We start from the raw sequence: 12592 nt of genomic DNA, 5'->3' as shown, positions 1-12592 counted from the left end.
TCACGATCTACAGCTGGAGTATTAGGGACTGCGCGGGACGTACGCCAGCGTCTCGACCAGGGCCTTGAGGCGGCGCCGCCGGGCAGGCGGAAGGGAAGTGCCCGGCACGAGGGCAAGGGACGACCCGCGGCGCCGGTGGAGCGCGGGACTGCGGGCCCGACCCGACGCGGTGCGCCGCCCGCCGCTGCTACGGGAGCCGACGCCCGCAGGTACCTCGACCGGCTGGCCCGCGATCCGGCCGTGCGCTCGACGGACCGGGGGCGCGAGTTGCTGCGCTGGCTCTGGACCCACGAGACGGCGCTTCGCAAGTGGCCCGAGATGATGTCCGCGATCCCGCCGCACTGCGCCGACGTGGTTGCCTGGCTGATCCAGCAGTATCTGAGTTCGTGGCAGCACCTCCTGGAGGACTACGGGGGTGACTCCGAAGCGTTCGGGCCTGCGGCGACAGGCCTCCGCCACCGAGACCGCCTGAGACAGTGATGCCCGCGCCTAAAATCAGGCGCGGGCATCAGTCAATCGGTCGACTGATGTCGCGCCGATGGCGCAGGCTGGACTTTAGACAAACCCCGACTTGGGCGCGATACTACGGCTTCCAGTCAATTGGAGAGGCGTAGATCATGGAAAACCGTAAAGCTGATCTCATCGGTATCGTCCGTTCCGCTTGGCGGGATACGCTGGGCTACGAAAAATTCAACGACGACATCGGTTTCTTCGACGCCGGCGGGGATTCATTCATGCTCATCTCTCTTATCGGTAAGCTGTCGCAATCCTCTGGACTCACGATCAGGGCCATTGACGTCCTCCGGGCTCCCACCGTTCGAAACCAGGCTGAGTTGCTCGGCCAACTGATGAGCGAGGGTCAGGGAGAGCGTCAGTAATGCGCAGTGGTCGCCTTCCCGCCAGGCTGCCTGCTGACACTCCACTCCCTGTCCTTATCTCCGCATTCGGCCTCACGCTGAGCCGATTGACCGGCGCGAGCACTTTGCTGGTCGGCGTCGCCAGCCCAAAAGACCTGGTTTCGATCCATGTCGATATCGACGACGACCTCGCGCCACAAGTGTTCGTGCGCAGCGTTGGCGAATCGCTGAGACGGAGCCTGGGCAGGGAGGATTTTCCATGTGATCCGCTCGTCCGGATCCTCTATGATGCCGAACCTACGACGCAGTGCGTTATTTCTCTGCAACCGACCGGGGCCAGCCGATCGTTCGAGGGGCATCTCGATTACGCGACGGACCTGTGGAATAAGGGCGAGGCGGAGAGATTCGTCGCGAATTATTTGGCTGCGGTGGAACAGCTCGTGAAGGCGACGGCCGAGGACTGTCCAGGTATGACGTTGGCGGATGTCCGGTGTATATCTGCCCAGGCGCGGAAGATTCTCGAAGCCGTCAATGACACGCCTCGCGTCTTCCCACGTTCATCTGTGGATGAACTCTTCCGTATGGCGGCGGAGCGATGGCCCGCTGTGCCGGCCGTGCGCGACGCGGAATCGACGCTGACGTACTCCGAGCTGGCCGCCGCCGCGGCCGAGCAGGCGCGCCTGCTGCGTACTGCCGGCGTCCGCGAGGGCGACACCGTGCTGATCGCCGTTCCGCGCTCGGTGGCGGAGACAGTGGCGGTGCTGGGCACCCTCTGGGCGGGAGCCACCTATATCGGTGTGGATCTCACTCAACCCCCTTCCCATACCGGGAAAATCATCGCCAAGGCAGCCCCCGCCGCCGCGATCGTGGCCGACGACGGGGCCGGTCGGCTCGCGTCGCACGGCGTACTTCCGGTCAGTTCATGGCGCCGGGGATGGGAGGCTGACGGGGCGGGCATGACGCCCGTCCGGCCCGACCCCGACCGACTGGCGTACATCGCCTTCACCTCGGGCTCGACGGGGGAGCCGAAAGGTGTGGCGATTCCGCACCGTGCGGTGATCCGGTTGGTGCACGGCGCCGACTATCTGGCGCTGGGCCCGGGGGAGCGCTGTCTGCGTCTGTCGTCACTCGCCTTTGATGCCTCCACCGTCGAGATCTGGGGCAGCCTGTTGACGGGAGCGTCGCTTGAAGTTTGCCCACCGGACCTGCTCACCCCCGGCGAGATAGGCGCTTTTCTCGAGGAACGCCAGATCACTGTTGCCTGGCTCACGGCGGGCCTCTTCAGGCTCGTGCAGGAATTCGCGGCGACATCATTGGGCGGATTGCGACAGCTCCTCACGGGTGGAGACGTAGTGCCTCATGCGCACATCAAACGTGCTCTGACGGAGAACCCAGGCCTTGTGATCACGAACGGATACGGTCCGACTGAGAATACGACCTTCACGACGGTCCATTCGCTTCACGACCCTGCCGACATCGACGGGCCGATCCCTATCGGCCTACCCGTTCCCGGGACTCGGATATATGTTCTGGATGATCGTGCGAGGCTACTGATGCCCGGGGCTGTCGGAGAACTGTATGCCGCCGGGGAAGGACTTGCGACAGGCTACCTCAACGACCAGGCGGAAACCGAACGATCGTTTGGTTGCTTTTCGCCCGATGTGGGCGAACGACTGTACCGCACAGGTGACTTGGTGCGTATCGACGGGGCCGGCCGGCTCTGCTTTCTGGGCAGAATGGATGACCAGGTCAAGGTTCGCGGCTTCCGAATCGAGTCGGGGGCGATCAGTGAGTTCTTGACCGCTCAGCCGGAAGTCGAGGAGTCGGTCGTGACGGTCACGGACGGCGACAGTGCCGACAAAAGGATCGTTGCCGCAGTACGGTTGGCGCCGGGGACGACGGTGACGCCTGCCGACTTGAGAGACCGGGTGCGGGACCATCTGCCCTCATATATGGTTCCCCCGCTCTGGGCCGTTGTGGATCGGCTGCCTCTCACAGCAAACGGGAAAATCGACCGAAGCCGACTCGCGGCCATCGCCATGCCTGCCGGTTCGTTCGCGAAGCAGGGTCAGGTCTGATCAAAAAGCGTTTACCGCTCACGTATCCGGAAAGCAGGCCCGGCGCGAACAGATGGAGGTTGTGGTGATATGCTCGAGTCTCGCAAAATAGCAGTCATTGGATTGGCATGCCGCGTTCCCGGCGCGGAGGACTATCGGCGCTTTGCGTGGAATCTGAAAAAAGGAACTGACTCTGTCACGCGCCTGTCGCGCGAAGAGTTGCTTGCCCGAGGGGTTTCGGCGCGGCGACTTGATAATCCGCGCTACGTCCCCGCCCGCGGCCTGATCCGCGAGTCGGACATGTTCGACAACGGTTTCTTCGGCTTCTCCACGTCGGATGCGACAGCCATGGACCCGCAACACCGCCTGTTCCTCATGACGGCGTGGCACGCGCTGGAGGACGCGGGCTATGCGGCACCACGGCTCCGATCGCGCGCCGGCGTATTCGGTGCGTGCAGCAAGAATTCGTATGCCCCGGTGACCTCGAACAAGTTGAAGGACGTGATCAACGGAACCGCTGATCATCTCAGTACGCGCGTGTCGTTCACGCTGAACTTGCGCGGGCCGAGCGTGACCGTGTCGACCGCCTGTTCCAGCTCTCTTGTCGCCGTCACGCAGGCGGCGCAGGCCTTGCTGATGGGCCAGTGCGACATCGCGCTGGCCGGGGGGACAGCGATCGATTTTCCGGAGGAGGGCTATGTCTTCCAGGAAGGTTCGATCCTGTCACCGGACGGGTTCTGCCGGACGTTCGACTCGAAGGCTGCGGGCACCGTACCCGGCGACGGCGCCGGAGTGGTGGTGCTCAAACGGCTGTCCGACGCGATCCATGACGGAGACGTGATTCGGGCCGTCATCTCCGGCTACGGCTTGAACAACGACGGGAACGACAAGGTCGGCTACGCCGCGCCCAGCGTTTCGGGGCAGGTCGGCGCCATCACGATGGCGCACACCATCGCGGACGTGAGGCCGAGCGACATCGGGTACGTCGAAGCCCACGGCACCGGGACGGCCCTCGGGGATGTGGTGGAGGTGGCCGCCCTGAGGGACGTGTTCGACAGGGAGGCACCCCGCGGCTCGTGCGCCCTGGGGGCGGTGAAGAGCAGCATCGGGCATCTGGACGCGGCAGCAGGGGTTGTCGGATTGATCAAGACCGTACTCAGCCTGGAAGAGGGCGTCATATTCCCCAGCGCTCACGTGGAGACGCCCAATCCGGCTCTGGGTATCGAAGAGAGCGCCTTCCGTATCCCCACGGCGTGCGAGCCGTGGCCGGACGATCGGCCACGGCGTGCCGGTGTCAGTGCCTTCGGCGTGGGTGGCACGAACGTTCACCTGGTGCTGGAAGAGGCACCCGAACGCCCTGCTCCGCCGCCGCGTCACGGGTACTGGCCGTTGCTAGTCAGCGCCAAGAACCCCGAATCGCTCCAGCTGCACCTGCGGGATCTGGCCGAGGCGCTGTCCTGCGGCATCGACCTGCCGGACGCGGCGTTCACCCTCGCCGAGGGACGCGAGGCGTTCGACTACCGCTGTGCAGTGACCGGACGCGACGCGGGCGAGGCGGCGCGGCTGCTCCGCACCGCTGAGCCGACGCACCGTCGTGCCGTCGGTGAGGTCACCTTCAGCTTCTCGGCCGACGCCGGGGCAACGCCGGAACTGGTGCGAGAACTCGCCCGCTGGCACCCCGATTTCCACGACGCGTGGGGTCGATGCGAAGACGCGGTGTCCGCCCTGTCGGCGGAACAGTGGGACGAGCGTGATCGTACCGTTGCCCAGTGCGCGTTCGAGTACGCGCTCGCCCGCATGTGGGCGGCGCATGGCATCGAGCCGACGTGCATCGTGGCATCCGGACTCGGCACCGCCGCAGCAGCGGCGTTCACCGGAGAGATCGCGGTCTCACAGGCACTCAGCCGCGTCGCCGAAAGCAATTGGGACAGTGAGCGGGCGGGAGCGGGCGAACCAGGGGGCGGCATCTGGGTCCCGATGACGGACGCCGGACCGGTCCGGATCGACGGCCACGAGGTCTCGCACCGCGGTGACGCGACCGGCACCGTGGTGGCCGCGCTCGCCGCGATCTGGCAAGCGGGTGTGGACGTGCGGTTCGGCCCCTTGTTCAGCGGCGGCGGATTCAGACGAGTGCCGTTGCCGGGTTATCGGTTCAAGACGCGGCGTTACTGGGACCCCCACTACGAGCAGCCGACAGCACGTGCGTCCCTCACTGATCCGGGCGTGACCGACGCGCGGGCCGGGAGCGGAGCGAAGGCCTCCGACGACATGATCGCGGGGCAGGTCATGGCCGCCTGGGAGACGGCTCTCGGTGAGCCGCCGGACTCGACCGACACCGACTTCTACGATGCCGGCGGCGACTCGCTCTCCGCGCTGGTCGTCGTCTCACAGATCGAGGAACGCCTTGGCGTCCGGCTGGAACTCGATACCGTGTTCTCCGAACCGACCCCTGGAGAGCTTGTCGCCCGCGTAAGGGACTTGCTGCCTCGCGACGCGTCGGAAGACCCGCCCGGCCCTGGGGGACAGCGGTGAATCTCCGGGATGTCGAATATCATCCATTGTCGTTTCAGCAAGAGGTGGAGTTGGAGCGGTACCGGCGCATTCCGTACTGTGCGGCCTGCTGCAACGAGGTGCGGCTCTACCGGCTAGAGGGAGAAATCGACACGGCGTGTCTTTCCCTTGCGGTCGATGATCTCGTCAGGCGCCATGCGGCTCTCCGAACGACCATAGGCAGCCGTGGACCAGGCCATGTACAGCAGGTCCACGCGGAACCACAGGACCCTTTCCGTGAGAGTGTCTCTCAAGCCGACGACATCGATTCGCTGGCGCACGTACTCCTGCAGCAACGTCACACCATGGATGACATCGTGGGCGGTAGGCCGCTCTTTCGGGCCGAGTTGCACGGCGTCGCCGGGTGCGTGTTTCTTTCGATCACCATCAGCCACCTGGTCTATGACGGTCTGTCGTACGTGATAATCGTTCGGGATCTCGCAGAACTGTATGCCGCACGGCTGGCCGGTCGGCCGGCCGTGCTTCCACCGCTCGGGATGAGCTATGGAGAGTTCGCCGAGTTGCAGAGGAATTCCTGGCGTGAGGTGCGGCACTTTGCCGTGCCTTTCTGGGCCTCGATCGTCTCCGGGTACACCGGCACCGTCCACTGGCCCGCCCCGTCACCTGCCCAGGCGACGTCCCCGCAGTCGGCCAGAAGAAATCACGAGATGGCCCTGCCCGCGGACTGCTTGGCCCAGACCCTGGAACTCGCCCGTGCTCTGAGGGTGTCGCCGTTCACCGTGCTCCTCTGCGCGACCGGCGTCGCGGTCTCCCGCGTCACGCGGCAGCGTGATGTGCTGCTTGGGACACAGATCGCCAACAGGAACACCCCGGCCGTCCAGCAGGCGGTCGGCTTCTTCTCGGACATCCGGATCACCCGGCTCAATGCACTCGGTGTCCGGTCCTTGGATGACCTCGTCGTCGCCGTCCGCGATGACTGGCGCGCCGCGGACCGCCATCGGGACGCAAGCATCGACCCAGTACTCGAGGCGCTCGGAGGGCCGGAGTTCGTCAAGGTTGACATGGGCGTCGACAGTAACGGGAACGAGGATCTGACACTTCCGGGAGTGCGGGTGGAGGAAATACCGGTAGCCGCCTCCGATCCTTATTACCGCAAGTTGAAAGTTATGTGGGTGAACCAGAAGCCCGGCTATGTCGTGAACGTCATATACCAGCCTTCGGTCGTCGACCAACGGGCACCTGTCGAGATCACTGAACAGATCGCCGGCATCTTGCGGATTCCCGGCGCGTGCTTTTGACATGGGAAATATTCGATGAAGATCAACCGGAGGTGTCCCCTATGCCTGACCGCAAAGTGATCGTCATCGGTGTGGATGGTGTGCGCTATGACACACTGCAGGAGGTCAGGACCCCCCACCTCGACACCGTCGTGAGAGCCGGGTTCCTGAGTGAATTCAGCGTGAGTGATCAGGCGCCGGTGAATTCCGGGCCACTCTGGGCGACCGTCGCGACGGGCGTTTGGCCGGCCTTCCACGGAGTGTACGACAACAGTCTTGCTGGTAATCGGCTGGCCTCTTTCCCCGACTTTCTGTACGCACTCACCTGGATGGACAAAAGCGTGCGTACGTATGTGGCCGCCGCCTGGCAGCCGCTGGCCACGCGAATATTCCGGCCGGCCTCCCGGCTCATGATGATGAACGGCGACACGCTCGGATACCAAGAAGCCGACGAATCCGTCGCGCGCGACGCCGTCGGCGTGCTGCGTAACGACAAGGTCGATGCCGCTTTCGTCTGCTTCGGCGAGCCCGACTCGGTGGCCCATCGCCATGGCATCGGACCTGAATACCGTGAGGCCATCGAGAGAGCGGACGCCCGGATCGGTGATATCACCGCGGCGATAGGCGAACGCAGCGGCGAGGAGTGGACGGTCATCGTCGTCACCGACCATGGCCATCGGGACGAGGGCGGGCACGGTGGCCGCTCGAAGGCGGAGAGCACCGCCTGGCTGGCCGCGGCGGGACCCGGCATCACGCGGGGACCGGCCAGCCACGCCGACGTCTTTCCGACGGTGTTCGGGGCTCTCGGCCGGACTCCTCACAGGGGCTTCGGCCTGGCCGGGACCGCGCTGCAACATACGGGAGGCGGCGGCGAATGACCTCCGGCCCGCGCTTGGTCCGAATCATGCGGGTTCGGAGGCGAAGGTCCGGCCGAGGGCCGCGACGGTGAGGTCCGGGTCGTCCGACACCTCGGCGAGGGTGTGCGTCCACTGCCGCAGCGCCCGTGTGGCCTCGTCGGAGGTGAAGCAGTCCGCAGCGTAGTCGACGTGGCAGGTGTAGCCGCCCGCTTCTGCCACGACGTCGACGAACCAGTCGAACTTCACCCCCGCCGGCACGACATGGACGCGCTCGCACGCGAGGCCGGGAAGCGTCAGCGGTGTCGGCTCCTCGACCACCATCACCACCCTGATGAGTCCCTCACCGGGCAACATCCCCGGTGTGCGCGGCAGATGCCTCGCGACGTAGGCCCACGGAACGTCGCGGTGGCGCAGCGCGGAGATCACGTCTCGTTTCACGGAGCCGCACAGCTCGCTGAACGTCGATTCGGGCAGCGCGCGCAGCCGCAGCGGCATGGTGTCGGTGAAGCAGCCGAACACCCGGTCGAGGCCGGCCGGACCCCGCTGTGACACCGGGTGGCCCATGACAATGTCCTCGACTCCCGCCGAGGCGGCCAGCGTCATGCCGAGCGAGGTGAGCATGATGACGGTGGGCGTCGTTCGCATCGCCCGGGCGCGTTTCTGGACGCGGCGGGCGACATCGACGTCCACCACTTCGGTGACCCGGCCGCACCGATTGTCGCGCCGGGACCGGAGCGCTCGCCCGGCCGGCGGTAACGCGGGCAGGGGTTCGGCGCCGTCGAGGTAACGGGTCCAGTACGCCAAAGACGACTCGGGTATCCCGCGGGCCAGTTGATCCGCCGCGTACCGGCCGACCGTGATCCCGGGGGCGGGCGGTTCGACGGCCTGTCCGCCGACGGCCGCCGTGTACAGTGCCTGGATCTCCGCGGACAGCAGGTCGAACGAGTGATCGTCGACGACGATGTGGTGGCAATGCACGAGAAGAACGTGATCGTCGTGCGCCAGCTTCAGCAAGACCACCCGGAGGGTGGTCTCCCGGATGTCGATCGGCCGCTGCGCCGCCCTTCGAAGCGCGTCGTCGGAATCCTCGCCCTGCGCGTCCACCCGCTCCACGACGAGGTCGGCATCGTGCCGCACGCGCTGGACAAGGCGGTTGTCCTCCAGGACGAACTGCGACCGCAGTGCGGGATGGCGGTCCCTGATCCGCTTCAGCGCCCGGATCAGCGCATCGGCGTCCAGGTTGCCTCTGAGCCGTTGCGCCCAGCTTTCGACGTAGGGGGGCGTCCCGACGGCGAACTGCTCCGAGAGCCAGAGCGCCTCTTGCACGAACGACAGAGGATGGCCGTCTCGGCAACGGTCACGGCTCACGGCGCTGCCTCCCCGCCTGGCGCCGACAGGAAGCTGACGAATTCTGACAGGACATCGAACTCGAACAGCCATTCAGGCTGAGCCTGCCGGCCGGTCTCCCGCTCGATCCTCGTGCAGATCCGGATGGCCTGGAGGGACGTGCCACCGAAGTCGTAGAAGCTGTCGGACCGGCCCATCCGGTCGATGCCGAGGACCTCGGCCTGAATGCGTGCCACCGTGCTTTCGAGCGGCCCCTGCGGCGGCTCGAACTCGGCGCCCACGTGGTCTTCGCGGCTCTCGGTCAACGCGACGATTCCTCCCTCTCATCCAAGTCTTCTCAAGGGTCATCTCGGGGGGTGTGCTGCGGGCCGGCTTGGCCGATGACGCGGCCGATGCGCCTGATGCCTTCCTTCAGTACGTCCTCGTCCACGGAGAGCGTGATACGGAAGCACTGGGCGCCGTGCTCGGCGGGACGCGGGCTGTCGGTGAAGAAGCTCCGGCCCGGAGCGATGAAGACGCGCTGCTCCTTGAGCCTGTGGTAAAGCGCGAGATCATCGAACCAGTCTTCGTCGACCCATACCCAGGCGAACATGCCGCCCTCGCTCGCGTGCAGCCGCCAGTCGACGCCCGGCGGCATGGCGCTGTTCAGGAGCTTCTCCACGAGCAGTCGGCGTTCGAGGTAGAACGGCCTGACCGCCGTCGAGACCGCGTCGTCGATCGCGCCCGAACGCAGGCCGGCCGCGACCGCGGCCTGGGCCAGCCTGGGTGCGTGCAGGACTGAGTTGGACAGGCAGCAGACGATCGGGGTGATGAAACGCTCGGGGCCGATGGCAAAACCGATGCGCTCGCCCGGTAGGCCCAGTTTGGACATGCTGAAGCAGTTGACGACGTTCGGATGGAGCACAGGAGGGGCCTGAGTCGAACCGATCTGCGGGAACGGGTGGCCGTATGCGTGGTCGACGAACAGGGGCACGTCGAGCCGTTCGGCGATGTTGATCAGGCCGTCCTGCTCCGCCGGGCTCAGGGCGCGGCCTGTCGGGTTGCCCGGGCTGGACAGCAGCAGCATGCCGGGGTCCGGATAACGGGCGACCGCGTCCAGGTCGAGGACGTACCTGAAGAGCCGGCCTTCTTCCGGCATGGGGAGGGACCGTGTTCCGACGACTCCGCCGGGCACCATGCACAGTCCCTGGTAACCGGTGTAATCCGGTGTCATCGGCAGGAGAACCCTGCGCGTTCCCGTGCTGCCGGGTCCTGCATACACCGCGGCCGCGACGAAGCAGAGCATCTGGCTGCCGGGGCCGATGACGATGTTCTCGCTTCCTATTCTCCACCCGAGGCGACTGCGGAAGTAGTCGGCGACGGCACGGACCAGGGCCGGAGCTCCCCGGGAGGGGCCGTACTGGCCCGCGTCGGCGAAGCTCTCCTCGTGTGCGTGCCGGGTGAGTCGGCGCCACATTCCGGCCACGGCAGGAAGGGTCGCCGGATTGCCGATACCGAGGTTGAGCCACTCGCCGGCCCGGTCGCCCTCGATGGAGGTTGCGATGTCATTCATCAGCGCGCGGAGCCCGGACATGCGCGACATCTGGTGGCCGACATGGGACAGCTGCGGTGAGGTTCCGTCCGTCGCCCGCGTCATGACGGAGTCCGCAGGGACGTGGCGACGTGTCCGTGGACCTCGGGGGCCTTGTCGAACACCGCGCAGTTGCCGCCGTCCAACGTGAGCATCCGGAACTCGCCGTCCGTCTGGGCCTCCCACGCCTCTGCCTCGTCGAGGCTCGTCCCGGCGTTCCGGGTGGCCGCGAAGACGGTGAGGGGAATGCCGAAAGGGGCCTCCGGCCGGTAGGCGTACTCCTCGTTGGCCTTGAAATCGACCACGAGAAGGGGATGGATCGAGGCCAGGAGGGCTCGGTTCTCCAGGATTTCCCGCGGAGTGCCCCCGAGTCGGCGCAGGACCTCGGCCAGTTCGGTGACCGAAAGACCGCTCAGCCGGGTGCGGCGCATCGAGAGCTGAGGTGCGGGGCGGCCAGAGACGAAGAGGTGAACCGGCGCGGTGCCGCCGAGTCGGCGGATCTGCCGGCACAGTTCGAATGCGACCAGGGCGCCCGTACTGTGACCGAGGAACGCGTACGGCGGCCGCACATCCGCGATGATCTCGGGGGCGAGCAGGCGCGCCGGTTCGGTCGCGGAGGCCGGGGCGGGTTCGCGGCGCTGCTTCTCCCGGCCCGGGGGCTGCACCGGGCACACCGCTACTCCGCCGAGAGCCCCGGCGCCCCAAGAACGGTAGACAGCGGCACCCGCCCCCGCGTGCGGCAGGCAGAGCAGGCGGACCGCGGCGTCCGGCGCGGTGCCGAAGGGCAGCCGGCAACCGCTGACAGGTCGGCTGGTCATGGACGACCGCCTTCCGACATGAGCCGGGGGCGCCCGCCGGACCGGCCTCGTGAGCCGGAGCAGTGCGGCGGAGTCGATCTTGCCGTTCGCGGTGACGGGGAACCGGTCGACGCGCTGCACGGTCCCCGGCACCATGTAGCCAGGCAGCTGGCGCAGCAGTCGCGCACGGACGGCTAGGGGGTCGTCGGTGTCGGGCGGCACGGCCGAGTCAGCCATGTAGAACAGCGAGATCCGTCCCACCTCGCCGTGCGCGCCGGCCACGGGAACCGCGACGCAGGCGCGGACACCGGGCACGCGGCGTACCGCGACCTCGATCTCCTCCAGTTCCACCCGGTGCCCGCTGATCTTCACCTGCCGGTCCGCTCGTCCGAGGAAATGCAGCACCCCCGATGCGTCGGTGATACCGAGGTCACCGGTCCGGTAGAGGCGAACGGGCTCGCCGTCCACTTCGATGGTCGGGAACTTGGCGGCGGTGAGCTCCGGGTCGCCGGCGTAACCGGCCGCGAGGCCCTCGCCCGCGACGCATATCTCACCCGACTCGCCTTGCGGGCACGGCCGGTCGTCCGGGGCGAGGATCAGCACCCTGGTACCCGGTACCGGGGTGCCCACCGGTACGCCCCCGGGCAGGTCACAATCCTCGGGACGCAACCGGTGAGTTGTGGTCAGCATGCAATTCTCCGCTGGTCCATAGCCGTTGTGCAACGGAATGCCCGGATGCCGCCCGAGGAACGCGCGGACATGTGCGGGGGAGAGCTTTTCCCCGCCGGTCAGCACCTGGCGCAGACCGCTGAAACAGTCGATGTCCTCATCGACGAAGAGATTGAACAGCGATGTGGTGAGCCACAGAGTGTCCACCCCGGCGGCCGGGACGAGTTCGCGTAGCGTCCGCGGCATGAGGTGGTCCTCCGCCACCGGCACCGTCGTGCCGCCGCTGACGAGTTGGCCCCACGCTTCGAACGCGTACATGTCCCAGGGCAGCGGTGCGGCCTGTGGCGTTGCGTGACCGGGACCGAATCCGGCGAGTCCGCCGGGCCGGAACATCCGGGTGATCGCTTGGTGCGGGGTGACCACGATCTTGGGTCGACCTGTCGTCCCGGACGTGAAGAAGAGAGTCGCCGGGGACGCCCCGTCGAGCGTGCGGGCCCGGAAGCCGCAGGACCTCGCGGCCACGTCGGCGACGTCTTCGGCGGGCACCGGAAGGATGGGCTGTGGCCCCAGATCATGCGTGGACCCGTCGGCGGTGATGATCAGCGGCGCGGAGAGCAAGTCGATGAGGTTTTCTCAACGAGAATGATCTT

General features: G+C 66.7%; 10 protein-coding genes. 6 read left to right on the top strand and 4 right to left on the bottom strand.

The window, feature by feature from the left end:
- Positions 1-240 precede the first annotated feature (240 nt).
- From RKE29_RS21920 to RKE29_RS21895, 6 genes are all read left to right on the top strand, one after another.
- On the top strand, positions 241-480 hold the full coding sequence (locus RKE29_RS21920; protein WP_312007249.1) for a hypothetical protein: 240 nt from the start codon (positions 241-243) through the stop codon (positions 478-480).
- A gap of 137 nt (positions 481-617) precedes the next feature.
- The gene (locus tag RKE29_RS21915) at positions 618-878 is read left to right on the top strand and encodes an acyl carrier protein (RefSeq protein WP_312007248.1); all 261 of its coding nucleotides are present in this window, start codon (positions 618-620) and stop codon (positions 876-878) included.
- Between the two features lie 86 nt (positions 879-964).
- Positions 965-2935: an amino acid adenylation domain-containing protein gene (locus RKE29_RS21910; protein ID WP_312007247.1), complete on the top strand. Its 1971-nt coding sequence runs from the start codon at positions 965-967 to the stop codon at positions 2933-2935.
- Positions 2936-3004: 69 nt separating this feature from the next.
- Entirely contained in the window at positions 3005-5446 is a 2442-nt protein-coding gene (locus RKE29_RS21905) for a beta-ketoacyl synthase N-terminal-like domain-containing protein (protein ID WP_312007246.1), read from the top strand.
- Positions 5443-6723, top strand: a complete 1281-nt coding sequence (locus tag RKE29_RS21900) for a condensation domain-containing protein (protein ID WP_312007245.1) — start codon at positions 5443-5445, stop codon at positions 6721-6723. Before RKE29_RS21905 ends, RKE29_RS21900 begins: the two co-directional genes overlap by 4 nt.
- A 41-nt stretch (positions 6724-6764) precedes the next feature.
- Positions 6765-7580, top strand: coding sequence for an alkaline phosphatase family protein (locus RKE29_RS21895; RefSeq protein ID WP_312007244.1), 816 nt, complete (start codon positions 6765-6767; stop codon positions 7578-7580).
- Positions 7581-7604: 24 nt separating this feature from the next.
- On the opposite strand, the gene RKE29_RS21890 is transcribed toward RKE29_RS21895, so the two are convergent.
- Genes RKE29_RS21890 through RKE29_RS21875 form a run of 4 tightly spaced genes read right to left on the bottom strand, consistent with a single transcriptional unit; the run spans position 7605 to position 12560 of the window.
- Positions 7605-8927, bottom strand: coding sequence for a condensation domain-containing protein (locus RKE29_RS21890; protein ID WP_312007243.1), 1323 nt, complete (start codon positions 8925-8927; stop codon positions 7605-7607).
- Positions 8924-9211: a phosphopantetheine-binding protein gene (locus tag RKE29_RS21885; protein ID WP_312007242.1), complete on the bottom strand. Its 288-nt coding sequence runs from the start codon at positions 9209-9211 to the stop codon at positions 8924-8926. Before RKE29_RS21885 ends, RKE29_RS21890 begins: the two co-directional genes overlap by 4 nt.
- A 32-nt stretch (positions 9212-9243) precedes the next feature.
- Entirely contained in the window at positions 9244-10542 is a 1299-nt protein-coding gene (locus tag RKE29_RS21880; RefSeq protein WP_312007241.1) for an aminotransferase class I/II-fold pyridoxal phosphate-dependent enzyme, read from the bottom strand.
- Positions 10539-12560 (bottom strand): AMP-binding protein, encoded by a 2022-nt coding sequence (locus RKE29_RS21875; protein ID WP_312007240.1) that lies wholly within the window; start codon positions 12558-12560, stop codon positions 10539-10541. The genes RKE29_RS21880 and RKE29_RS21875 overlap by 4 nt, the downstream gene beginning before the upstream one ends.
- Between the last annotated feature and the right edge of the window lie 32 nt (positions 12561-12592).

Origin of the sequence: Streptomyces sp. B1866, assembly GCF_031932565.1 — a bacterium.
In the GTDB taxonomy this organism is placed as follows: Bacteria; Actinomycetota; Actinomycetes; order Streptomycetales; family Streptomycetaceae; genus Streptomyces.
The sequence above is the reverse complement of the archived record's forward strand: the minus strand, read 5'-3'. Positions and strand labels throughout refer to the sequence as shown.